At 72.2% G+C, this 23,287-nt stretch carries 25 protein-coding genes; 15 read left to right on the plus strand and 10 right to left on the minus strand.

The window, feature by feature from the left end:
- The first annotated feature begins 106 nt into the window (after window positions 1-106).
- The 6 genes from gatB to EXE50_RS06775 all read left to right on the plus strand — a co-directional run bounded on the left by gatB (window position 107) and on the right by EXE50_RS06775 (window position 4,152).
- On the plus strand, window positions 107-1,594 hold the full coding sequence (gatB, locus tag EXE50_RS06750; protein WP_137704667.1) for an Asp-tRNA(Asn)/Glu-tRNA(Gln) amidotransferase subunit GatB: 1,488 nt from the start codon (window positions 107-109) through the stop codon (window positions 1,592-1,594).
- A 29-nt stretch (window positions 1,595-1,623) separates the two neighbouring features.
- On the plus strand, window positions 1,624-1,938 hold the full coding sequence (locus tag EXE50_RS06755; RefSeq protein ID WP_053771901.1) for a hypothetical protein: 315 nt from the start codon (window positions 1,624-1,626) through the stop codon (window positions 1,936-1,938).
- 52 nt (window positions 1,939-1,990) lie between these two features.
- Window positions 1,991-2,212 carry a ubiquitin-like small modifier protein 2 gene (locus EXE50_RS06760; RefSeq protein WP_053771900.1) on the plus strand — a complete coding sequence of 74 codons (222 nt, stop codon included), beginning with the start codon at window positions 1,991-1,993 and terminating at the stop codon, window positions 2,210-2,212.
- Window positions 2,209-2,697: a GNAT family N-acetyltransferase gene (locus tag EXE50_RS06765; protein ID WP_137704668.1), complete on the plus strand. Its 489-nt coding sequence runs from the start codon at window positions 2,209-2,211 to the stop codon at window positions 2,695-2,697. Before EXE50_RS06760 ends, EXE50_RS06765 begins: the two co-directional genes overlap by 4 nt.
- Window positions 2,698-2,775: 78 nt before the next feature.
- Window positions 2,776-3,222, plus strand: a complete 447-nt coding sequence (locus EXE50_RS06770; RefSeq protein WP_137704669.1) for a hypothetical protein — start codon at window positions 2,776-2,778, stop codon at window positions 3,220-3,222.
- A 156-nt stretch (window positions 3,223-3,378) separates the two neighbouring features.
- Window positions 3,379-4,152 carry a 23S rRNA (uridine(2552)-2'-O)-methyltransferase gene (locus tag EXE50_RS06775; RefSeq protein WP_053771897.1) on the plus strand — a complete coding sequence of 258 codons (774 nt, stop codon included), beginning with the start codon at window positions 3,379-3,381 and terminating at the stop codon, window positions 4,150-4,152.
- A 63-nt stretch (window positions 4,153-4,215) separates the two neighbouring features.
- Here EXE50_RS06775 and EXE50_RS06780 read toward each other — a convergent pair whose 3' ends face one another.
- The 6 genes from EXE50_RS06780 to EXE50_RS06805 form a co-directional block, all read right to left on the minus strand.
- On the minus strand, window positions 4,216-4,716 hold the full coding sequence (locus tag EXE50_RS06780) for a dihydrofolate reductase (protein WP_137704670.1): 501 nt from the start codon (window positions 4,714-4,716) through the stop codon (window positions 4,216-4,218).
- Window positions 4,717-4,795: 79 nt separating this feature from the next.
- Complete coding sequence (locus tag EXE50_RS06785) at window positions 4,796-5,854, minus strand: ornithine cyclodeaminase family protein (RefSeq protein WP_137704671.1); 1,059 nt, start codon at window positions 5,852-5,854, stop codon at window positions 4,796-4,798.
- Between the two features lie 20 nt (window positions 5,855-5,874).
- Window positions 5,875-7,362: a glycerate kinase gene (locus EXE50_RS06790; protein ID WP_137704672.1), complete on the minus strand. Its 1,488-nt coding sequence runs from the start codon at window positions 7,360-7,362 to the stop codon at window positions 5,875-5,877.
- 70 nt (window positions 7,363-7,432) lie between these two features.
- The gene (locus tag EXE50_RS06795; RefSeq protein WP_137704673.1) at window positions 7,433-8,812 is read right to left on the minus strand and encodes an NCS2 family permease; all 1,380 of its coding nucleotides are present in this window, start codon (window positions 8,810-8,812) and stop codon (window positions 7,433-7,435) included.
- Window positions 8,813-8,938: 126 nt separating this feature from the next.
- Entirely contained in the window at window positions 8,939-9,652 is a 714-nt protein-coding gene (locus tag EXE50_RS06800; RefSeq protein ID WP_053771892.1) for a phosphoribosyltransferase family protein, read from the minus strand.
- A gap of 73 nt (window positions 9,653-9,725) precedes the next feature.
- Window positions 9,726-10,181 (minus strand): hypothetical protein, encoded by a 456-nt coding sequence (locus EXE50_RS06805; protein WP_137704674.1) that lies wholly within the window; start codon window positions 10,179-10,181, stop codon window positions 9,726-9,728.
- Window positions 10,182-10,366: 185 nt separating this feature from the next.
- Between EXE50_RS06805 and EXE50_RS06810 the strand changes: the two genes are divergently transcribed.
- From EXE50_RS06810 to EXE50_RS06840, 6 genes are all read left to right on the plus strand, one after another.
- A complete protein-coding gene (locus EXE50_RS06810) occupies window positions 10,367-12,010 on the plus strand; it encodes an ABC transporter substrate-binding protein (RefSeq protein ID WP_137704675.1) in 1,644 nt (547 codons plus the stop codon).
- 30 nt (window positions 12,011-12,040) lie between these two features.
- On the plus strand, window positions 12,041-13,033 hold the full coding sequence (locus EXE50_RS06815; protein ID WP_137704676.1) for an ABC transporter permease: 993 nt from the start codon (window positions 12,041-12,043) through the stop codon (window positions 13,031-13,033).
- 1 nt (window position 13,034) lies between these two features.
- Entirely contained in the window at window positions 13,035-14,054 is a 1,020-nt protein-coding gene (locus EXE50_RS06820) for an ABC transporter permease (RefSeq protein ID WP_053771888.1), read from the plus strand.
- Window positions 14,051-15,379, plus strand: coding sequence for an ABC transporter ATP-binding protein (locus EXE50_RS06830; protein WP_241982640.1), 1,329 nt, complete (start codon window positions 14,051-14,053; stop codon window positions 15,377-15,379). The genes EXE50_RS06820 and EXE50_RS06830 overlap by 4 nt, the downstream gene beginning before the upstream one ends.
- Complete coding sequence (locus tag EXE50_RS06835) at window positions 15,376-16,452, plus strand: ABC transporter ATP-binding protein (RefSeq protein WP_053771887.1); 1,077 nt, start codon at window positions 15,376-15,378, stop codon at window positions 16,450-16,452. The genes EXE50_RS06830 and EXE50_RS06835 overlap by 4 nt, the downstream gene beginning before the upstream one ends.
- Window positions 16,453-16,574: 122 nt before the next feature.
- Window positions 16,575-16,931 carry a hypothetical protein gene (locus tag EXE50_RS06840; RefSeq protein WP_241982641.1) on the plus strand — a complete coding sequence of 119 codons (357 nt, stop codon included), beginning with the start codon at window positions 16,575-16,577 and terminating at the stop codon, window positions 16,929-16,931.
- 36 nt (window positions 16,932-16,967) lie between these two features.
- On the opposite strand, the gene EXE50_RS06845 is transcribed toward EXE50_RS06840, so the two are convergent.
- The gene (locus EXE50_RS06845) at window positions 16,968-17,810 is read right to left on the minus strand and encodes a polyprenyl synthetase family protein (RefSeq protein ID WP_053771886.1); all 843 of its coding nucleotides are present in this window, start codon (window positions 17,808-17,810) and stop codon (window positions 16,968-16,970) included.
- Window positions 17,811-17,898: 88 nt separating this feature from the next.
- The gene (gene npdG / locus EXE50_RS06850) at window positions 17,899-18,567 is read right to left on the minus strand and encodes an NADPH-dependent F420 reductase (RefSeq protein ID WP_137704677.1); all 669 of its coding nucleotides are present in this window, start codon (window positions 18,565-18,567) and stop codon (window positions 17,899-17,901) included.
- Window positions 18,568-18,680: 113 nt separating this feature from the next.
- Here npdG and EXE50_RS06855 point away from each other — a divergent pair, with 113 nt between their 5' ends.
- Window positions 18,681-18,986 (plus strand): MazG-like family protein, encoded by a 306-nt coding sequence (locus tag EXE50_RS06855; RefSeq protein ID WP_137704678.1) that lies wholly within the window; start codon window positions 18,681-18,683, stop codon window positions 18,984-18,986.
- Between the two features lie 81 nt (window positions 18,987-19,067).
- Entirely contained in the window at window positions 19,068-19,238 is a 171-nt protein-coding gene (locus EXE50_RS17375) for a hypothetical protein (protein ID WP_199236345.1), read from the plus strand.
- A gap of 37 nt (window positions 19,239-19,275) precedes the next feature.
- Here the strand turns inward: EXE50_RS17375 and fdhF are convergent, their stop codons facing one another.
- Window positions 19,276-21,372 carry a formate dehydrogenase subunit alpha gene (gene fdhF, locus EXE50_RS06860; protein ID WP_137704679.1) on the minus strand — a complete coding sequence of 699 codons (2,097 nt, stop codon included), beginning with the start codon at window positions 21,370-21,372 and terminating at the stop codon, window positions 19,276-19,278.
- 104 nt (window positions 21,373-21,476) lie between these two features.
- On the minus strand, window positions 21,477-22,403 hold the full coding sequence (locus tag EXE50_RS06865) for a hypothetical protein (RefSeq protein ID WP_394347752.1): 927 nt from the start codon (window positions 22,401-22,403) through the stop codon (window positions 21,477-21,479).
- Window positions 22,404-22,590: 187 nt separating this feature from the next.
- On the opposite strand from EXE50_RS06865, the gene EXE50_RS06870 reads away from it, so the two are divergent.
- Window positions 22,591-23,286: a helix-turn-helix domain-containing protein gene (locus tag EXE50_RS06870; RefSeq protein WP_137704681.1), complete on the plus strand. Its 696-nt coding sequence runs from the start codon at window positions 22,591-22,593 to the stop codon at window positions 23,284-23,286.
- Window position 23,287: the final 1 nt, after the last annotated feature.

The raw sequence follows: 23,287 nt of genomic DNA on the forward strand, positions 1-23,287 counted from the left end.
ATCGATAGCGGCGGTGCCTCGCCGCGTCCTGACCGCGGCCGACCGGTCGGCGTCGGCGGCGACGGTCCCGACACGATTTAGGCGGCCCGCTCACAACGCTCCGGTAATGAGCACGCAGGCCGCGACGGCGGACCGGACAGTCGTGATCGGGCTGGAGGTCCACGTCCAGCTCGAGACCGACACGAAGATCTTCTGCGGCTGCTCGACGGAGCCCGCCGAGGACGAGGCGCCGAACACGCGCACCTGCCCGACCTGCCTCGGGCTGCCGGGCGCGCTCCCCGTCCTCAACGAGGCCGCCGTCGAGGCCGCCGTGAAGGTCGGGAAGGCGATCGACGCCGACATCCCCGAGACGACCACGTTCCACCGGAAGAACTACTACTACCCCGACCTCCCGAAGAACTTCCAGCTCACGCAGTACGACGCGCCGATCTGCGCCGAGGGCGAACTGGAGGTCCGCGTCGACGGCGACCCGCGGACCATCGGGATCACCCGCGCGCACCTCGAAGAGGACCCCGGCAGCCTCCAGCACGCCGGCGGCTCCATCGAGTCGGCGAGCCACACCCTCGTCAACTACAACCGCGCGGGCACCCCCTTGATGGAGATCGTCACGGAGCCGGACTTCCGCTCGCCGGCCGAGACGCGGGCGTTCCTCGCCAAGCTGGAGGAGGTGCTGGAGTACCTCGGCGTGTTCGACCCCGGCCGCGACGGGAGCCTGCGCGTCGACGCCAACGTCTCCTTAGTCCCCGCCGACCACGTCGCCGAGGACGGGACGATCGACGGGGACGCGCTCGACGAGGTGAACCGCGCCGAGGTGAAGAACATCTCCAGCCACAAGGGCGCGGAGCAGGCGCTCGCCTACGAGGTCACCCGCCAGGAGAACGTCCTCCGCCGCGGCCGCGAGATCGAACAGGAGACCCGCCACTGGGACGAGGACCGCGGCGTCACCGTCGGGATGCGCTCGAAGGAGGCCGAGAAGGACTACCGCTACTTCCGCGAGGGCGACCTCCCCGCGCTGGAGGTGGCGGACTGGAAAGAGCAGATCGCGATCCCGGAGCTGCCCGACGCCCGCCGCGAGCGCTTCCGGGACGAGTACGGGCTCGACCGCGAGGCGGCCTCGAAGCTCACCTCCACGAAGGCGGTCGCGGACTTCTTCGAGGACGTGGCCAGCGAGTTCGACCCCGACCTCGCGGCGACGTGGGTCGCCGACAACCTACTCGGCGAGCTCAACTACCGCGAGATGCAGATCACGGACGTCGAGGACCGTCTCGACGAGTTCACGCGCCTGATCGAGCTCGTCGCCGCCGACGAATTGACCGTGAAGAACGCCGAGGAGACCGTCCTCCGCGAGATGCTCGACGAGGGCGACGACCCCGAGACGATCATCGAGCGCGAGGACCTCGGCAAGGCCGAGAGCGGCGAGGTCGAGGCCGCGGTCGCGGCCGCCGTCGACGAGAACCCCGACGCGGTCGCCGACTACCACGACGGCGACGAGGGCGCGATCAACTTCCTCGTCGGCCAGGTGATGCAGGCGACCGGCGGCAGCGCCGACCCCGGCCAGGTGAACGGCCTGCTCCGCGAGGAGCTGGACGGCTGAGCCGCGGTCGACGCGACCGACAACGCGCCATGGCGATCGTCGAAACCGTCCTGGTCGGCCACGTCAGCGGATTCTGTCTCCTTCTCGCGTGGGCGATCCGCCGCGGCGACGCGGCCGACCTGATAGCCGGCTACGACGGCGACCTGCCGCCCGAGCGCGAGGCCGAACTCGCGCGCGACGCGGCGCGCGTGCTGGTCGTCGCCGCGGCCGCGACGGGCCTCCTCGTCGTCGACGCGTGGACCGGTGCTATCCCGCGGCCCGGCGCGCTGGTGGCGGTCGCCGTCGGCGCCGCGGTCGCGTGGTTCCTCTACACGTGGAACGTCCGCGAGCCGGCCGGCGACTGAGCCGAGCCGCCGAAACCGTGCGATTGACGCCGCCGCGCCCGCTACCGCGCACATGGACGTGACCGTCGAGGTCGTCGGCGAGGGGACCGACGAGTACAGCCTCGCCGCCGACGCGACGTACGACGACCTGATCCGCGCGGCGGGCTACCACCCGCAGGAGGCGTCCGCGCTGGTCGACGGCTCGCCGGTCCCGGGCGACCGCGTCGTCGACGCCGCGGAGGTGCGGGTCCTGCGGCTTATCAAGGGCGGAACGGGCGCGAGAGGCCCGCCGTGACCGCCGAGGGATCTCGCCCCGATCTGCCCGCGGACGTGACCGTCGAGCGGGCGACGCCCGGCGACCGCCTCGACGTCCTCCGGGTCCTCGACGCCGCGATGCTCTCGACCGACGCGGCGACCGTCGACAGTCGGATCGACGCGGGCGACGCGCTCGTCGCTCGCTCCGCGCGGACCGACGGCGTCGTCGGCGCGCTGGTCGCCGTGCGACCCGACCCGGACCGACTCCACGTCGACGCCGTCGCGGTCAGGCGGGCGCGCCGAGGGGAAGGGATCGGCGCCGCGCTCGTCGCGGCCGCGCTCGACCGGGGGGCGTCGGACCCCGCTGTCGCGGCCGTCACCGCGACGTTCGACGCCGAGCTGCGGGGGTTCTACGAGGGCCTCGGGTTCGCGGTCCGCCCGGCGGGAGGGGCGGACGACGGCGCCGACGGACGCTCGGAGCGCCTCGAAGGGCGGATCTCCGCAGACGGTCGCGAGAGGTACTGACCCCCGCGCAAGCGGCGCGTCCGACTCGCGGCTGACTGAGATTTTTCAGTATGGTACGCGTACCCACGCTTCCCACGGATGATGCCCTCAGCGTCCGGATCCCTCGATCCCGGTGGTATCGACGTCGAGGCGGTGGACTCGATCGACGGCCCCCCGCCCCGACCGGCCGCGTCCGCGGACGACCGCTCGACCGACGACGAGCGGCCCGTTCCGGACCGACCCGGCCGCGACGGCGCCCGCGCGGCCGAGCGCGACCCGCCGGCGGACCGAGTCGAGCGGCTCGCGGACGAGGTGGCGGCGCTCGAAGCGGAGGTAGCGGCGCTCGAAGCGGAAATCGCGTCGAAGGAGCGGCAGCGCCAGCAGGTGATCGACACCTACGAGTCGATCGTCGCGGCGCAGCGGACGCCCACCGAATCGACCGAGCCGACGCCCACCGAATCGACCGGGAGCGACGGGCAGCGACCGCTCGCCGCGCTCGCGTCTCGCCTCGGGCGGGTCGCGACGTGGCTGCGAGGACGCGAGTAGTCCGTCCTCATCCGCACGCCGCAGAAGCGCTCCGCGCCGTCTCGCCGGCGCGCACGCATTCGACGTTCATTTCCCGGTCGCCCCCGTCCTTACGGGTATGAGCGCGAATTCGCCCGCGGGTTCGGCGGCCCCCTCCCGGGCCGCGGTGACCGACGCATGAGCGGGAAAGACGACTACTACAACCGGTCCAAACAGCAGGGGTACCGCGCCCGGTCCGCCTACAAGCTGAAACAGCTCGACGAGGAGGCCGACCTGCTCGGCCGCGGCGACACCGTGGTCGACCTCGGCGCCGCGCCCGGCGGCTGGCTCCAGGTCGCCGCCGAGGCGGTCGGCGAGGGCGGCACCGTCGTCGGCGTCGACCTCCAGCGCATCGACGAGTTCGACGACCACGACGTGGAGACGATCCGCGGCGACATGACCGAAGAGCGCACCCGCCACTACCTGCGCGAGGCGGTCGGCGAGGGCGGCGCCGACGCGGTCCTCTCCGACATGGCGCCGAACATGACCGGCGAGTACTCCCTCGATCACGCCCGGTCGGTCCACCTCGCGCGGCAGGCGCTCGACACCGCGGACGAGCTGCTCGCGCCCGGCGGCGACTTCGTCGTGAAGGTGTTCCAGGGCCAGGACCTCGACGCCTTCCGCGACGACGTGAGCGAGTCGTTCCAGTACGTGCGGACCGTCTCGCCGCCCGCCTCGCGGGACTCGTCCTCGGAGGTGTACCTCGTCGCGAAGGGGTACACGACCTCCCCGGTCGCCGAGGGCGACCGCGTCGAGGTGACGGTCGAAGAGGAGGGCGACGAGGGCGACGGGATCGCCTACGTCGAGGGATACACGCTGTTCGTCGACGGCGACGTCGGCGAGACGCTCACGGTCGAGGTCACCGACGTGAAGCCCCGGTTCGGGTTCGCCGAGCGCGTCGACGGCGACTGAGCCGGTCGCCCCGGTGGGTCACGCCGCCGGTGAACGGTCGTCGTCCGCGACCGGGGAGATCGGTCAGCTTGCGCCGGCGCGCCTGACCCACTCGCGGAGCGTGAACCGGTCGTACGCCGTCTCCGCGGCGACCTCCCACTCGTCGTCGTCCCACTCGGGGTAGTACGTGTCGCCCTCGTAGGCGCCGTCGACGTGGCTGAGGGCCATCCCGTCGAGGTGCGGCTGGAACAGGTCGTAGATTCCCCCGCCGCCGAGGACGTACGCCGTGCCGAAGCCGGCCTCGGCGACGGCGTCGCGGGCCAGTTCGATCGCCGCCTCGTCGCCGTTCGCGACGCTCGCGGTCGGCACGTCCACCGCATCGACGCTCCGGCTCACGACGATCTGGCGGCTGCCGGGGAGGTCGTCGCGCATCGAGTCGAAGGTGCGCCGGCCCAGGATCACCGGCGAGCCCGCGACGCGCTCGCGGTACTGCCTGACGTCCGCCTCGATGTGGGACCACGGCACCTCGCCGTCCCTCCCGATTACCCGGTTCTCCGCGAGCGCGGCGACGCTGACGAGTTTCACGGACGTAATAGGGGACGGAGGGGCAAAAGCGGCGCGTCGAGCGCGGTCGTCGGGGTCGAGCGCGGCGGTCGGACCGAACTCAGCCGTCGAGGCCGAGCAGGTCGAACGGGTAGCCGTTGTCCAGTTCGTCGGCGCGCTCGTAGACGACGCGCGCGGCCGCCACGTCCTGGATCGCGAGCCCCGTCGAGTCGAAGACGCTGACGCCGCGCACGCCGTCGGCGTCGGCCGGCGTGCCGGGCGTGCCGGGGCGGCCCGCGCGGCGGCCGACGACGATCTCGCCGATCTCGCCGTAGATGTCGTCGTCGGTGAGCGTTCCCGCGGCGTACGGGACGTTGATCTCGCCGGAGTGGGTGCACTGCTCGTGGTCGTCGATGACGACGGTGGCGTCTGAGAGGAGGTCGTCCGCCAGCTCGTGTTTGCCCTCGGCGTCCGCGCCCATGGCGTTGACGTGGGTGTGATCGCCCACGTCGTCCGGGCCGACGATAGGGTCCTCGACGGGCGTGACCGTCGAGAGCACGTCGCAGTGGCCGGCCTCGGCGATCGAGCCGGCGCGCACGTCGAACCGGTCCTCGAAGGCGTCGACGAAGTCGGCGACGCGCGCCTCGTCGAGATCGCTCACGACGACCTCCTCGATGTCCCGGACCGCCGCGACCGCTTCGAGCTGGGTGTACGACTGGACGCCGGCGCCGACGATCCCCATGCTCGTCGCGTCCGGGACCGCGAGGTGATCGGTCGCGACCGCGGCGGCCGCGCCGGTCCGCTTCATCGTCAGCGTCGTCCCGTCGAGGACCGCGAGCGGGAACGCCGTCTCCGGGTCGGAGTAGATCATCGTCCCCATCACGGTCGGGAGGTCGTGGTGGTCGGGGTTGTCGGTGTGGACGTTCACCCACTTGATCCCGGCGGCGTCCCAGCCGTCGCCCTCCTCGGTCTCCTCGGCCACGTCCTCCTCGCGCACGTCGAGGTAGGCCGGCATCGAGCGGAAGTCGCCGTTGTACTCGGGGAGGTCGATGTACGACTTCGCCGGCATCTTCGCGTCGCCCCGCTCGTAGGCCGTGAACGCGCCGCGGACCGCGTCGATCACGCGGTCCATCTCGGCGTTCTCGTCCACGTCGTCCGCGTTCAAGAGCAGCGTCTGCATGTCGCAGAATTTGCCGGCCGCTACTTAGTCCCTTCCGAACCGCCCTCTCGGGCGTCCGCCCGGGCGCCGCCGTCGTCCGAGTGCCCGCCGCGCTCCGCGACCACGACCGCCCGCAGGTCGTTGACGTTCGTCCCGGTCGGTCCGGTGCGGAGCAGCGCCCCCGCGTCGTCGAGCACCGGGTACGCGTCGTGCGCGTCGAGCGCGTCCGCGGCCGCCTCGCGGGTCAGCGGGCCCTCCGGACCGTCGCTGACGAGGCGGTCGTCGACCAGCGCTCCCGCCGCGTCCGTGGCGCCGTCGATCCCGTCGGTGTCGAGGCTCGCGACGACGATCCCCTCGCCGTCGGGGCCCGCCGCGTCGAGTTCGAGCGCCGCGGACAGCGCGAACTCCCCGTTCGGCCCGCCCGTTCCGGGGTCGTCGCCGAGCGTCACCGTCACCTCGCCGGCCGAGAGGAGGACCGCCGGCGGCTCGACCGGCTCCCCGACCGCCCGGCACTCCTCGGCGACCGCCGCGTGCGCCTTCGCCGCCTCCCGCGCCTCGCCGCGCATCCGCGCCGAGAGCACGAGTGGCTCGTACCCCCGCTCGGCAGCGACCTCGCGGGCGGCGGTCAGGGCCGTGCGCGCGTTCGCGACGATCCAGACGTCGACGCCGCCGCCGTCGAACGGTGACTCGCCCGGTCCGGGCGTCTCCGCGACCTCGCCCGCGGCGCCGCCTTCGAGGCGGTCCGCGACGGCGGCGGGCGCGTCGATCCCGTATCGGTCGAGGACGGCGATTGCGTCCCCGAAGGTCGTCGGGTCCGGCGAGAGGGGCCCGCTCGCGATCACGGCCGGGTCGTCGCCGGTCACGTCGCTGACCGCCAGCGCGAGCGCGTCGGCGGGGGCGGCCGCCCGCGCCAGCCGCCCGCCCTTCACCGCCGAGAGGTGCTTGCGGACCGCGTTCATCTCCGAGATGGTCGCGCCGCTCGCCAGCAGCGCGTCGGTCGTCTCGCGGAGGTCGCCGAGCGCGACCCCCTCGGCCGGCGCGGCCAACAGCGCGCTGCCGCCGCCGGTGAGGAGTCCGATCACGAGGTCGGACTCGCCGGCGTCGGCCGCGACCGCGCGCACCCGCCGGGCGCTCTCGACGCCCGCCTCGCTCGGCGTCGGGTGGTCGCCGGGGAGGACCGCGACCCGCTCGGTCTCGACCGGGTCGTCGGTGACGACCGCGCCGCCGTCGATCCGGTCGCCGAGCAGCCGCTCGACCGCGGCCGCGAAGTGGCCCGCCGCGTTGCCCGCGCCGACGACCACGACGCGGTCGTACGCCGCGAGGTCGCGGGCGGTCGCCGTCCCGTCGGCGGCCGCGACGGTCAGCACGTCGCCGTCGAGCGCGAGCGCGTCGGCGACGACCGCGGCGGGGTGCGCCGCCTCGATCCCCGCGACGACGCAGTCGAGCGCGAGCTCGCGGGGCGGGTCGCTCGCGTGTCGCTCGCGGTCGGCGACGGTCACGGACGGGTCGGCGTCTGGCGGACCGGACATCGGCTCTCGGTCGGTATGCGGCCCGTCGCGACAAGAGGGTTCGGTCGACGCGACCGCCGAGCGGTCCGGCTCAGAGGATGTAACCGGCGGTCGAGAGGACGTAGTACGCCGCGAGCAGCGCCGCGATGACGTACTGGCCGAGGGCGACGTCGCGGCCCTCGCCGATCGCGAGCTTGATGAGCGGGTACGCGACGATGCCGGCCGCCAGCCCGTCGGCGATGGAGTAGGCGAACGGCATCACGGTGACCGTGAGGCCCGCGGAGACGGCCCACGCGGGCTCGCTCCAGTCGACCTCGACGAGCCCCTGGAGCATCATCACGCCGACGACGATCAGCGCGATGAAGGAGGCGTACGCCGGGATCGCGGCGACGACGGGGATCACGGCGAGCGACGCGAGGAAGAGCGCGGCGACGACGAGGGCGGTCAGCCCGGTGCGGCCGCCCTCCTCGACGCCCGTCGACGACTCGATGTACGTCGTCACGGTGGAGGTCCCGAGCACCGCGCCGAACGTGGTCCCGACGGCGTCGGCCATCAGCGGTTTGTCCATGTCGGGGAGGTCGCCGTCGTCGTCGAGGAAGTCACCGAACTGCGAGACGCCGATCAGCGTCCCGGCGGTGTCGAAGAAGTCGACGAAGAAGAACGTGAACACGACCAGGACGAACGTGAGTGGGTCGATCCCGGAGAGCCCGCTGAGGAACGCTCCCGCCAGCGGCGTGATGTCGTACTGCGCCGAGGGGAGCGTCTCGGGGGTCACGGCGCCGCGCGCGAAGAACCCGCCGAGGGTGAGCGCCCACCCCGCGATTGCGGTGGTGAGGACGCCGACGATGATGGCGCCGGTGACGTTCCGAGCCCACAGCACGAACGTGAAGACGAGCCCGAGCACGCCGAGGATCGCCCACGGGTTGGCGAAGACGTTCCCGAGCGCGACCAGCGTCGCCTCGTCGTTGACGACGACCTGGAGCTCCTGGAGGCCGATGAACAGCAGGAACAGCCCGATACCGGCCCCGACCGAGCGCTTCACCGGCTCGGGGAACAGCCGGATGACGTACTCGCGCGCGCCGACCGCGGTGAGCGCCATGAACACGACGCCCTCCACGAAGACGGCCGCCAGCGCCGTCTGCCACGGGATTCCGAGCCCGAGCACGACCGTGTACGCGAAGAAGGCGTTGAGCCCGAGCCCGGGCGCGAGCCCGAATGGCCGGTTCGCGTACAGCGCCATCACGGCCGTCCCGATGGCCGCCGAGAGGATCGTCGCGATGGCGATCATCTGGAACACCTCTCCCTGCCCGTACCCCTCGATCTGGATCGCCTCAGAGAGGATCGCGGGATTCACGACGATGATGTACGACATCGCGAGGAACGTCGTGAGCCCGGCGACCAGTTCGGTGCGGATGTCCGACCCGTGCGACTCCACGTCGAACCGCGCAGCCAGCGTGTCTGAAAGCCCCATTGAACGCGTGGAGGTTCCCGTGGATCGAGTGATAAGCCTTGCTGAACGACGCGAACTATGATCCGCGTATGTGGATCAAAAACTCTCCTAAACGGATTTTTTCCCGAAGAGTATGCGTGAACGTGGCTATTCGAACGTCGTGAGCGCCCCGACCGGGGCGTCGGTGATCGCTCGCGCGCGGTCCATCCCCTCGTCGCCGACGGCGATGAGCGCGAACACGCCGGTGACGTCGGCGTCGCCCTGGAGCGCGATGTCCAAGAGGAGCTCCTGGGTCTCGCCAGAGCGGATCAGGTCGTCGACGACCAGCACCGTGTCGCCGGCGTCGATGGCGCTCGCGGGGAGGTAGTAGGTGAGCTCGATGCCGGAGGCGAGCCGCTGGCGCGACTCGATGAACTCCTCGACCGCCGTCTCCTTCGACTTCTTCGCGTACGCCAGGCGCGCGTCGAAGAACGAGGCCATCGCCGCGCCGAGCGTGATGCCGTCGGTCGCGGCCGTCAGCACCACGTCGGGCGACTCGAACTCGAACGTCTCCGCCGCGACCGGCGCCACGAGGTCGAGGAACGACTGGTCGAAGACCACCCCGGAGTTGTCGACGTACCCCTCGTCGTCGAACTCGACGCGCGCGACCAGCTCGTCGGCGAGCGCCTCGCGGCCGACCGACTCGACGACCTCGCTCGCGCGGTCGGTGCCGGGCAGCACGTGGCCGTTCACGTAGCGGTTCAGGTCGCCCGCGGGCAGCCCCGTCACGTCCGACAGCTCCTCGTACGTTCGCGTCTCCTTCAGCATCCGCAACACGGCGACCGCCTGTAGCTGGAGGGCCGCCTTCTCTGCGCGGTTCATACGGATGATCGCGATCGCACAAATATGAATACGTCGAAGTCAGACGCCTATCGAATACCCACGTGTGTGGGTCTCACGCCTCGGGCGCGTCGAAGAAGACCGCCGGCTCGTCGATCGCGACCTCGACGTGGTCGCGGTCGTCGAGGGGGCGCAGCCGCACGGTGAGCGCGCCCGCCGCCTCGGCGGCCGCGCGCAGCGCGTCGAGGTCGTCGCTCCCGAGGTAGGTGGGCACGCACAGCGCCACCTGCGCGGACTCGTCGGTGGCGACCACCAGCCGGTACGCGACCCCCTCGGCGGCGCCCGCGTACACGTCGACGCCGTCGATCGCGGCGTCCTCGACCGCGGCGAGCGCGTCGTCGAACTCGGAGCCGGGCAACAGCACGTCGATCCGGGCGGCGTCCGCGACGGGGTTCACCTGCCCGGGGTGGCCCGCGATCGCGGTCCAGCCGCGCTCGCCGTACGCCGCCGCCGTCGACTCCGCGTCCGCCTCGACCGCGTCCCACTGCGGTCCGGGATCGGGTCCGTCCATACCGCCCGCCTACCGCCGGGGGCCCTACATACCCGTCGGTTTCCGCTCGCGGCCGATCCGGCGAGTTCGGCGGCGCTCACCCCGCCGACTCGGCCCCGCTACTGTCAGCCTGACGCGGGCAGTCGGTCCCGAAAGGGGCCGCGTCTGCCGGTAGGTTCATAACGCTCTATCGTATGGGATCGGCTATGCCTACTGACAACGACAACCACGTCGACAGGCGGACGGTGCTCAAGTACGCCGGAACGGCCGGTGCGGTCGGTCTCGCGGGCTGCGCCGGCGGTGGCGACGGCGGCGACGGCGGCGACGGCGGCGACGGTTCAGACGGCGGTGACGGCATGGACGGCGGCGACGGTTCCGACGGGTCGGACGGCTCCGACGGCGGCGACGACACGTTCGAACTCGGCGTCACCATGGGCCAGATGGACTCCGGGCTCGACCCGCAGGACCACGCCGAGACGAACACCGAGATCATCGTCGGCCAGCTGTACGAGGGGCTCCTCGACCGCGACAAGCAGGGCGGCATCATCGCCGGCCTCGCGGACGAGTGGGAGCGCACCGAGGACGGTGACGTCCGCTTCATGCTGCGCGACGGCCTCACGTTCCACAACGGCGACGAGGTCACGCCGCAGGACGTCCGGTACAGCATCCGGCGGATCGTGTTCGAGGACGTCGGCATCGCCAGCCCGCAGTCGAACGACCTCGGGCCGGTCACCGAGGTCGCGACCGGCGACGGCCAGGTGACCGTCTCCTTCGACGGCTACAACCCGATCGCCTTCCAGCTGTTCGCGACGAACGGCCCGGTCGTCCAGCAGTCGTGGATCGAGGAGAACGGCAGCGACTACATCAACCGGAACGCCAACGGGACGGGGCCGTTCCGCCTCGCGAACTACGAGTCGGGCAACCAGGTCGTCTACGAGCCGAACGAGGAGTACTGGGACGGCGCGCCCGAGGTCGACGAGCTCACCATGACCGCCTCCAGCGAGTCGAGCACGCGGGTCAACCAGCTGCTCGCCGAGGAGACGGACATCGTGACCAACGTGCCGCCGAACGAGGTCTCCCGGGTGAACGGCTCGGACGTGGCGACGATCAACTCCGTGCCCAGCGCGCGGATCATCTTCCTCCAGATGCGGTACGACGTGGAGCCGTTCTCCAGCCAGCAGTTCCGGCAGGCGATGAACTACGCCGTCGACGTCGAGAGCATCATCGAGAACGTGCTCAACGGCTTCGGGAACATCACCGGCCAGCCGACGCTGGAGGGCCACGTCGGCTACAATCCCGACATCGACCCGTACCCGTACGACCCCGACGAGGCGGAGCGGCTCGTCGAGGAGTCCGGCCACGCGGGCGTCGAGATCACGCTCCAGACCCCGATCGGTCGCTACCTCCGCGACGTTGAGATCGCGCAGGCCGCGGCGAACCAGATCGACTCGCTGTCGAACGTCTCCTGTGAGCTGCAACAGCGCGAGTTCTCCTCGCTCGTCCAAGACATCACGACGGGCAACATCGAGGACAAGCCGCACTTCAACCTCCTCGGCTGGGGGAACGGCGAGTTCGACGGCAGTCAGACCATGACGCCGCTGATGGCCTCGAACGGCGCGCTGACGATCCTGAAGAACGACGACCTCGACGCGCTGCTCAACGAGGCCGAGACGACGCAGGACTCCGAGGAGCGCGTCGAGATCCTCCAGCAGGCGAACCAGCTCGCCCACGACCTCGCGCCGTGGGTGTTCATGCACCAGCAGTTCAGCGTCTACGGCGTCTCGAACGAGATCTCGTGGGAGCCGCGGGCCGACGAGTTCATCGACCCGGACACCGCCACCCGGCAGTAACGCGCCCGTCATCTCGCAATATCGTTATTAATGTCATTCGGAAGATTCGTACTCAAAAGAAGCCTCCAGGGGATCGGGGTCGTCTGGGGCGTCGTCACCGTCGTGTTCGCGCTCCGGTTCGTCACCCCCGGCAGCCCGATCAACGCGGTGGCACCGCTCGACGCGTCACAGGAGACGCGACAGGCGATCGCGGCCGAGCTCGGCCTCGACCAGACGCTGTACATCCAGTACGGGCGGTACGTCTTCGAACTGCTTCAGGGCGACATGGGCCGGTCGTACATCCGCGGTCAGGAGGTCACGACGCTCGTCTTCGAGCGCCTGCCCGCGACGATCGAGCTCGCCGTCGCCGCCAGCATCGTCGCCATCGTCCTCGCGATCCCGCTCGGCGTGATCAGCGCGACCCGCCGCAACGAGCCGGTCGACTACGGCGCGACCCTGCTGTCGCTCGGCGGCATCTCGACGCCGAACTTCTGGCTCGGGATCATGCTCATCCTGATCTTCGCCGTGGAGTTCAACGTCTTCAACACCAGCGGCCGCGGCGCCGACGTCGGCGACGTGGCGCTGTCGGCAATCACCGCCGAGCCGTTCGTCGGCACGCTGTTGACCTGGCTCGCGTACATCACGTTGCCGGCGATCGCCTTGGGGACCTACTTCATGGCGCTCATCACCCGACTGACGCGGTCGGGCATGCTCGACGAGCTCAGCAAGGGCTACGTCCAGGCCGCGCGGGCCAAGGGGCTCCCGCGGACCCTGATCCGGTACAAGCACGCGCTCCGGAACACGCTGATCCCCGTGATCACCGTCCTCGGGCTCCAGCTCGGGACGCTGATCGGCGGCGCCGTGATCACGGAGGCGGTGTTCTCGTGGCCGGGGCTCGGCACGCTGGTCATCGAGAGCATCAACCAGCGCGACTGGCCCGCGCTCCAGGGCAGCCTGATCGTCATCGGGACGAGCTTCGTCCTCGTCAACATCCTCGTCGACGTGGTGTACGCCTACCTCGACCCGGAGGTGGTGACCGACTAACATGGTCTCTTCACGTGTCATACGCAATCTCAAGAAGGAGTTCAGAGGTAGCGGGCTCGCGAAGCTCGGGCTGGCGCTCGTGGTGGTCATCGTGTTGACCGCCGCGTTCGCCCCGTTCGTCGCGCCCCACAACCCGACCGAGCAACAGCTCAACGAGAGCGAGCTACCGCCGCTCGGCTTCTCGCAGACGGCCGAGCGGACCTCCTCGCAGATGGTCGACGGCGAGATCCAGACCGTCACCGAGGAGGTGGAGATCACGGCCGACCCGGACCACGTGTTCGGGACCGACGGACTCGGCCGCGACATGTTCTCGCGGGTGGTGTACGGCGCCCGCACGTCGCTCGTCGTCGGCGTCCTCGGCACCCTGCTGGCGGCGTCGATCGGCGTGCCGGTCGGGCTGCTCGCCGGCTACCACCGCGGGCGCGTCGACGACGCGCTGATGCGGATCGCGGACGTGAGCCTCGCGTTCCCCTCGCTCGTGCTGGCGGTCGCGCTCATCGGGCTGTGGGGGCGCGCGGCGGTGAACGTCCCCGACCCGTTCGTCGCCGCCGGGCTCGCGCCGGAGATGCCCGAGAGCTTCGTGTTGCCGATAACGGTGGTGATCGTCGTCGGCCTCGTCAACTGGGTGTGGTTCGCCCGCGTCGCCCGCGGGGAGGCGCTCTCCTTGCGCGGGCAGGAGTACGTGAAGGCGTCTCGCGCCCTCGGGGCCGACGACAACACGATCATCGTCCGCCACATCCTCCCGAACGCGATCACGCCGATCATCGTCCTCGGGACGGTACAGGTGGCGGCGATCATCCTCCTAGAGAGCTCGCTGTCGTTCCTCGGCTTCTCGGGGACGACGCTGTCGTGGGGCTTCGACATCGCGCAGGGGCGCGACTACGTCTCCTCCGGGCAGTGGTGGATCGCCTCCATCCCCGGGCTCGCGATCATGCTGTCGGTTATCGGGATCAACCTGCTCGGCGACTGGCTGCGTGACGCCTTAGACCCCGGTATCGAGGGCGAAGGGGGTGCCGCATGAGCGACGCCGAGCGGCCGACCGACGAGTCCGCCGCGGCGACCGACGGCGGCGCGAGCGACGCCGCGACGGCCGACGCCGTCGGCGCTGCCGGCGCGGCCCCGACCGGGCTGCCCGCGGCCGACGACGTGCTGTCGGTCCGGGACCTCTCGACGCGCTTCTTCACCGAGGAGGGGCAGATCAACGCGGTGGAGTCGGTGTCGTTCGACCTCCGGGAAGACGAGATCCTCGGCGTCGTCGGCGAGTCCGGGTCCGGTAAGTCCGTGACCGCGCTGTCGCTCGTCGACCTCGTCGAGACGCCCGGCCGGATCACGGCCGGCGAGGTGTGGTACCGCGACCCCGACCTCGCGGAGGAGTTCCGCGGGACGGGGGCGGTCCACGTCGACGGCGACCACGTCGACCTCCGGACGGTGCCGCCGAGCGTGCGCCGGTCGCTGCGCGGCCCCTCGTTCAGCGTCATCTTCCAGGACCCGATGAGCAGCTTCAACCCCTCTATCACGGTCGGCGAGCAGATCGCCGAGGCGGTCGAGGTACAGCGCCGGGCGCGGGCGAACCCCCGCTCGACGCGCTCGCGGACGCAGGGGTACGGGCTCGGCAAGTACCTCCTCGACGGGCTCGTCCCCGGCCGCGACTACACCAGCGAGGAGAGCATGGAGCGGGCGGTCGAGCTGCTCGGCCAGGTCGGGATCCCCGACCCCGAGGACCGCGTCGACGAGTACCCCGGCCAGTTCTCCGGCGGGATGCTCCAGCGCGCGATGATCGCGCAGGCGCTCGCCGGCGAGCCGGACGTGCTGATCGCCGACGAGCCGACGACCGCGCTCGACGTGACGATCCAGGCGCAGATCCTGAACCTGCTGAAGGAGATCCAGGCCGACCGCGGGATGAGCATCGTGCTCATCACGCACGACCTCGGCGTGATCGCGGAGATGTGCGACCGCGTCTGCGTGATGTACGCCGGCGAGGTCGTCGAGCGCGGCACGCTCGACTCCGTGTTCGAGGACACCGTCCACCCGTACACGCAGGGGCTGCTCGGCTCGATCCCCGACGTGGACGACCCGCGGCCGCGGCTCGAACCGATCGCGGGCAACGTCCCGAGCCTGGTCGACGCCGAGATGGGCGACCGGTGTTACTTCGCGGACCGGTGCCCGAAGGCGATGGAGGCGTGCCTCGACAAGCCCGCGGAGGCGACCGTCGACGCCGCCGCCGACCACGGCGCCAAGTGCGTCCTCGCCGAGCGCGAGTACGACCCGGCGGACGCGCTCCCGGACGATCACTTCGACGAGGTCGGCGACGCGGAGGCCGCGACCGACGGGGGTGAGGGCGAATGAGCGACCCGCTGCTCTCCGTCGACGGGCTGAAGAAGTACTACGCGGACGACTCGTCGATCGTCGACCGCCTGCTCGGGCAGGAGTCGGCGAGCGTGAAGGCGGTCGACGGCGTCTCCTTCGACGTGCGCGAGGGTGAGACGCTGGGGCTCGTCGGCGAGTCCGGCTGCGGCAAGTCGACGACCGGCGAGACGGTGTTGCGCCTGCGGGAGCCGACCGCCGGCGAGATCACCTTCGACGGGACCGACGTTCGGGCGATGACCGACCGCGACCTGAACGAGTTCCGCCGGCGCGCCCAGATCGTGTTCCAGGACCCGTTCTCCAGCCTCGACCCGCGCATGACCACCGGCGACATCGTCACGGAGGGGCTCCGCATCCACGACGTCGCCGACCGGGAACAGCGCCGCGAGACGGCCCGCGACCTGCTCGAACGGGTCGGCCTCTCCGCCGACCAGATGGACCGGTACCCGCACGAGTTCTCGGGCGGGCAGCGCCAGCGCATCGGGATCGCTCGGGCGCTCGCCCTGGACCCCGACTTCGTCGTCCTCGACGAGCCGGTGTCGGCGCTCGACGTGAGCGTCCAGGCGCAGATCCTGAACCTGCTCGAAGACCTCCAGGACGACTTCGGGCTCACGTTCCTGTTCATCGCGCACAACCTCGGCGTGGTGCGCCACGTCTGCGACCGCGTCGCGGTGATGTACCTCGGCGAGATCGTCGAGATCGGGCCGGTGGAGGCGATCTTCGACGACCCCGCGCACCCGTACACGAAGGCGCTGCTGTCGAGCGTCCCGCGCGCGAGCACGGAGGCGCGCGACGAGGAGTTCGAGACGCTCCGCGGCGACGTGCCCTCGCCGCGGAACCCGCCGGCGGGCTGCCGGTTCCACACCCGCTGCCCGGAGGCCCGCGCGGCCTGCCGCGAGTCGGCGCCGCCGAGGTACGACGTGGGTGACGGCCGGACGGCGACCTGCTTCCGGGCCGACGACGGCCACGCGTACTGGGACAGCGAGCCGATCGGCGAGAACGCGGCGGCCGGCGACGAGTCGGACGCGCCCGCCGGCGAGCCGGCGGACGACTGATCCGCGCCCGCTCCCGCCGCGGCTGATTCTTTTCTATACTACGGGCCGAACCGGTTCGTCGGTCGTACCTCCGATCGGGAAGCCGCGACCCGGTTATGGTGCCGCTTCCCCTCGGTCCAGACATGACCCACGCTGGTTCCGACTCCGACGGCGGCTTCGCGCGGCGAACGATCCTCCGGGCGGCGGGGCTCTCGGGCGTCGCCGGGCTGGCGGGCTGTATGAGCCAGACGGTCTCCACCGCGGCGACCGGCGACGGCGCGGAGCCGACGCAGGCGGACGACGACGGGCCCGCGCTCCCCGAGACGGGGTCGCCGGAGGTCGTCGACCTCGACGAGCGCGGCCGCGAGGTGACGCTGCGCTCGGTCCACGCCCGACACGCGGCCCACCCCGGCGGGATGGTCACCGCCATCGTCTACGAGCAGGCGATGGGGACGGACGTGTTCGCGGACCTCATGGAGAATGCGGGCTACGAGCTCTGAACGCCGAGTAGCGCGGCCCCGAAACCGCGCTTCCGCTTACCGCTCGCGGACGACGACGAACTCCGCGAGGTCGCGGAGGTACTCGATCGCCTCCGTCTCCGGCGGGTCGGCGTCGTCGAGCGCGGCCAGCGCGCGCTCCGACTCCGCCCGGGCGCGCTCGTTGATCTCCTCGGGCGACAGCGACGTGACCTGGAGCACCGACGGGCGGTCCATCTCGGCGTCCTGCCCGGTCGGCTTGCCGAGGTCGTCGGCGTCGGCGGTGGCGTCTAACACGTCGTCGCGCATCTGGAAGGCGACGCCGACGCGCTCGGCGTACTCGCCGAACGAGTCGATCGCGTGCGGCTCGGCGCCGCCCGCGACCGCGCCGAGTTCGGCGGCGGCGCGGAACAGCGCGCCCGTCTTCCGGCGCGCGAGCTCCATGTACTCCGCTTCGTTCGTCGGGCGCGCCGCCAGCTCCGTCGCCTCGCCCTCGCCGAGTTCGACCATCGCCTCGGCGACGGTGCGCATCGCGCGCGGGTCCGTCGAGAACAGCGCGAACGCCTCGCCGAGCAGGCCGTCGCTTGCGATGATCGCGGGGCCGTAGCCGAACTCGGCCCAGGCGGCGTCGGTGCCGCGGCGGACCTCCGAGCGGTCGATGATGTCGTCGATCACGAGCGAGGCGTTGTGGACGAACTCGATGCCGGCCGCGAAGTCGACCGCCTCCTCGGGGTCGCCGTCGAACGCCTCGCAGGCGAGGACGGTCACCGCAGGCCGGACGCGCTTGCCGCCCGCGAGGACGACGTGTCCGACCTCGTCGGACAGCTCCTCGGGCTCGACGCCGTCGATGACCGACTCGATCCGGTCTTCGACGAGCCCGACCCGACGCTCCAGGTACTCCATCTACCGCCCGGAGGGCCCCGGCGCGCAAAGGCCTAACGGAACGCCGTCCGGGGGCGATTCGGACGACGGCGGCGGCGCGCCCGCCGCGCTACCGGAACCGCACGCCGAGGTCGTCGAGCCCGTCGTTGTTCGCGGCGACGTTGATGAGAAGCGGCGTGAGCCCCTCGATTTCGGGTGCGTTGGCGATCCCGCCGGCGTCGAGCGCGCGCAGCCCCTCGATCCCCTCGGCGACGTCGGCGACCGTCCGCTTGGCGTCCCCGTCGTCGCCGATCACGAGCGTGTCGACGCCCAGCTCGGCGTCGAGGTTCGCCAGCCGCGCGGCCGCGAGGTTGTGGAACGCGCCGACGACGGCGACGCCGTCGGGCGCCGCGTCCGCGACGATCCGCGTCACCGAGCCGGCCCCGGGCTTGTGGTAGTGGAACCCCTCTTCGTCGCGTTTCATCCCCGTGGCGGGCGAGACCAGCACGTCGCCGTCGTCGAGCGACCCCGCGACCGCCTCGACGGTGTCGCCGACGTGGTACGGCGGGACCGCGAGGACGACGATCTGAGCGTCGGCGGCGACCGCGGCGTTGTCGCCGCCGGTCACCGCGGCGTCGAGGCCGCGGCTCTCCAGTTCGGTCGTGTACTCCTCGGCCTTTGCCTCGGCCTTCTCGGCCTCCCGGGAGCCGACCGCGACCCGGTGGGGCGTGTCAGCCGCCAGCCGGAGCGCGAGCCCCTCGCCGATGTCACCGGTGCCGCCCAAGATGGCGATTTTCATACTGTTTGTGGGGCCGCTCGCGTCTTAGGGGTTGCGCGACCGGCCGTCCTCGCCACGACCGAAGGCGACCGGACGGCGGGGGCCTTTTGGCCGATCGCGCGGAGGCGACGCCCATGGACGAGCAGGACCGCGTCGCCGCGTTCGTCGCCGAGCACGGGTTAGAGACCGACCTCGCGCACCGCGTCCTCGACTTGGAGAGCGAGGTCGGCGAGGTCGCGAAGGAGGTGGCGACCTCGACCGACTACGGGGAGGACCCGGACGCCGCCGCGATCGCGACCGACGAGGTCGGCGACGCGCTGTTCGCGCTGCTCGCGCTCGCCGACGCGGCCGATATCGACGCCGACGCCGCGCTCGACGAGTCGCTGGCGAAGTACGAGTCGCGGATCGAGTCGTCCGGCGACGCCGGGTCCGGGCAATAGCGGTCCGAAGGCCGACGCCGAATCCGATTGTGAGGAGCGCACGAGGCGCCGGTTCAAGTGCGTCGCCCGCCTACGGGGCCCATGCCCGACGCCCCGTCGCTCGCGCTGCGATACGTCGCCTGCGACGCCTGCGACACGGTGTTCGCGCGGCCCGACGACCCCGACGAGCCCGCCGCCTGCGGCCGGTGCGGCGCCCGTCCGCTCCGCGAGCTCTCGGGAGTTCGGGGGCCGGACGCGTACTTTTCACCGTGAGCCGCTTATCCGCCGACTGCGAGGCTTTGGCGCCCGTTCAGTCGTCGCCGGCCGCCTCGCTTCCGTCGCCCGCCTCGGCGGCGGGCTCGACCGCGACGGCCGAGTGCTTGAACTCGGGGATCTTCGCCTCCGGGTCGAGCGCGTCGCCCGTGAGCGCGTTCGCGAGCGGCTCCGCGTAGTGGAACGTGCAGAACGCGACCCCCTCGCGCACCGCCGGCGTGACGTCGGCCGCGACCTCGACGGTCCCGCGCCCGTTCGAGACGGTCACCCGGTCGCCGTCCTCGATGCCCCGCTCGGCGGCGTCGCTCGGGTGGACCTGGAGGGCGTCCTCGCCGCGCATCGCCGTGAGCCGGTCCGAGCGGCGGCTGAGCGCGCCGCTGTTGAAGTGCTGGAGCACGCGGCCGGTCGTGAGCACCAGTTCGCCCGCGTCGAGGTCGTCGGCGGGCGGGACCGGGTCGACGACCGCGAGGGGGGCGGTGCGCTCCCCCGTCGCGAACGCCTCCGCGTGTAACACCTCCGTGCCGCGCCCCTCGTCGGCGTCGAACGGCCACCGCTGGTAGCCGTCGCCGATCCCCGCGTAGCTCATCCCCTCGTATATCGGCGCGGCGCGGGTCAGCTCGTCGAAGGCCGCCTCCGGGCCGTCGTAGTCGAACGCCTCGGGACGGTCGGTCAGCCGCCGGCCGAGCGCGGTCAGGATCTCGAAGTCGCGCCGGGCGTTCCCCGGGAGGTCGGCGTTGGGGCGCATCCGCAGCACGCGCCGGTCGGTGTTCGTCACCGTGCCGGACTTCTCGGCCCACGCGCTGCCGGGGAGGACCACGTCCGCGTGCGCCGCCGTCCGCGTCTCGAAGAGGTCGATGACGACGCAGAAGTCGAGGTCGTCGAACGCCGACGCGACCGCGGTCGCGTTCGGCTCGGTGACCGCGGGATTCTCGCCGAAGACGACCGCCGCGCGCACCTCGTCGCCGAAGCGGTGCGTCGCCTCGACCTCGGTCAGCCCGGGCTCCGCCGGCGGCTCGACGCCCCACTCCGCCGCGACGCGCTCGCGGGCCTCCGGGTCCGTCACGGGCTCGTAGCCGGGGAGGACGCTCGGGAGCCCGCCCACGTCGCTGGCGCCCTGGACGTTGTTCTGGCCGCGCAGCGGGTTCACGCCGGTGCCGGGCCGCCCGACGTTGCCGGTGAGGAGCGCGAGGTTGAGCAGGGCGTGGACGTTGTCGGTGCCGCAGCGGTGCTGGCTCGTCCCCATCCCCGTCACGATCGCTGCGCGGTCGGCCTCGCCGTACGCCCGGGCGGCCTCGCGGATCGCCTCGGGCTCGACGCCGGCCGACGCGGCGTTGGCCGCCACGTCGACGCCGGCGAGGTGCTCGCGCAGGCGGTCGAAGCCGGTCGTGCGCTCCGCGAGGAACGCCTCGTCGACGAGGTCCTCCTCGACCAGCACCGCGGCGACCGCGTTCGCCACCTCGATGTCGGTGCCGGGCCGCAGCGGGAGGTGGACGTCCGCGGCCTCGGTCGTGTCGTTCGCGCGCGGGTCGACGTGGACCAGCGTCGCGCCGTCGCGGACCGCTGGGAGGACGTACGACCGGAACGCGACGGGGTGCTGCTCGGCCGGGTTCGCCCCGTTGACGAAGACGCAGTCCGCCTCCCCGAGGTCGTCCAAGGTGTTCGTCATCGCGCCCGCGCCGAACCGCTCGCTCATCGCGGCGACCGTCGAGGCGTGGCAGAGCCGCGCGCAGTTGTCGACGTTGTTCGTCCCGAGCACCCGCGCGAGCTTCTGGAGGACGTAGTTCTCCTCGTTCGTACAGTTCGACGACGCGAAGAACTGGACCGCGTCCGGCCCGTGCTCGTCGACGACGCGGCCGATCCCCTCGACCGCGCGGTCGAGCGCCTCCTCCCACGGCGCCGTGACGAAGGTTCCGCCGTGACGCACCAGCGGCTCCGTCAGGCGGTCGTCGTTGTCGACCACGTCGAACGCGGCCGCCCCCTTCGGGCAGATCTCCCCGCGCTCGTTCACCGGTCCCTCGACGCCGGTCGCGCTGCCGCGCCCGGCGTACTCGACGCTGCAGCCGACCCCGCAGAACGGACAGACGGTCGGGTTCGACTCGAAGCGCCGCTCGGACGTCTCGGTCGGATCGGTCATCGGATAGACGCAGGGCCTCCACGACCCTCCCGATGCGGCCGGAACTGCGTGGTGTTTTAAGTAACGATCCCGCGACCGGCGGCGCGACCGCCGACCGGGGCGCGTCACCCCGTCACGGCGTCGCCGCCGACCGGCGCGACCTGGCGCCCGAGCGACAGGGCGCCGGCGGTCACGAGGCAGGCGGCGAACGCGATGGTGCCGAGCTTCCCGCCGAAGCCGACGACGTACGGCGCCGCGCCGACGAACCCGACGCCCGCGGTCCCGCCGGCCAGCAGCATCGCGCCGGGGCCGGGGATCCGCTCCGGCGTGGCCATCCCGGCGAACGACGCGCAGAAGGCGACCGCCGCGACCGCGTCGCCCGCGGCGAACAGCGGCGGGCAGACGACGCCGGCGACGAGCCCGACGACCGCGCTCGCGACGACCGGGCCGTGGCCGAGCCGGACGCTCACGAGGAACGTGACGGGCGCGGCGACCGCGGCCGCGGCGACCAGTCCCGCCGCGACGGCCGGGTCCGGGACGGTCCCGGTGCCCGGCGTCAGCCCGCCGAGCGCCGCCACGGACAGGCAGCCGACGAACGCCGTCGTCCCCAGCTTCCCGCCGAACCCGTTGAACGCGCGCTTGGCGGCGACGAAGGCGACGGCGGCGGCGAGCCCGGCCGCGGCCACCGACGCGAGGTCCGCGTCGGCCGCGGGCGTGGCCATCCCGACGAACGAGCCGCAGTACGCCGGCGCCCCGTACGTCTCGGTCAGGAGGTGCGCGCAGAGGCCGACGAGCGCGGACGCCACGACCGCGCCGACGCCCACTCGCACCGAGAGCGCGTACGTGACCGGCGCCGCGACGGCCACCGCGGTCGCGTTGCCGAGGTCGACCCGCGTGACGCCGAAGCCGTCCGTCCGCAGCGCGTCCCGCGTCTCCCTCGCGGCGGTGTACCCGAGGCTCACCGCGGCGACCGCGAAGATGGCCGCCCCGATCGGTAGCTCCGGTCCGCCGACGGTTCCGCCCGCAAGGCCCGCGGCCGCCGCGCCGCACATCCCGGCGCCGGCGCCGGTCAGGGCGACCGCTCCGACCGCGTGGATCGCTCGGTTCACGGCCGCGACTCCGGGGCGCGGACCGATACCGACCGGCCCTCAGTATTGCGGGTGTTCTCGGTGCGACCCATCGGTGCGCCGCGCGCGTCTGGGATCAGGCCTTTGTGCCCGTCGCACTAACCCCGACGCGATGGGAACCGGAGGGAAGCCGGCCGACGGCGGCGCGGGCGCGACGCCCGACGGCGTCCGCGCGGGCGTCGCGATCCACGGGACGGGGAACTGCCCGGTCGTCGCCGCCTCGACCGCCCACGAGGGCCCGATCACGGGCGTCACCTGGACGCACGCGGGCGACACGCACACCGAGGAGTTCCGCGCCCGCGACCCGGACGCGGTCGACGGCGCGGAGGGCGTTCCGGAGCCCGCCTCCGTCGTCGACCTCGGCGACGAGCGCGTGTACCGGTACGAGCGCCCCCGCGACGGGACGTGCGCCTGCCGGGTCATCGAGGAGCTCGACTGCCCGATCGCGGACGCCCGCGCCGAGGACGGCGTCCTCCTCCTGACGCTTCACCTCCCCGACCTCGAACGCCTGCGCGACATCGTCTCGGCGCTCGACGGGACGGCGGAGCGCGTCGAGGTCCGCTACCTCGTCGAGGGCGCGGCGCGCGGCAACGGGTCGCCGGACCGGACGCTCGTCGACCGCGGCCGCCTCACCGACCGCCAGTGCGAGGTGCTGCGGACCGCCTACCGCATGGGCTACTTCGAGCGCCCCCGCGACGCCAACGCGAGCGAGGTCGCCGGCGCGCTCGACATCTCCCCGTCGACGTTCGCCGAGCACCTCGCGACGGCGCAGCGGAAGCTGTTGGAGGAGACGCTCGCCGGGAACTGAC

This window comes from Halorubrum sp. ARQ200 (assembly GCF_005435115.1).
Classification (GTDB): Archaea; Halobacteriota; Halobacteria; order Halobacteriales; family Haloferacaceae; genus Halorubrum; species Halorubrum tropicale.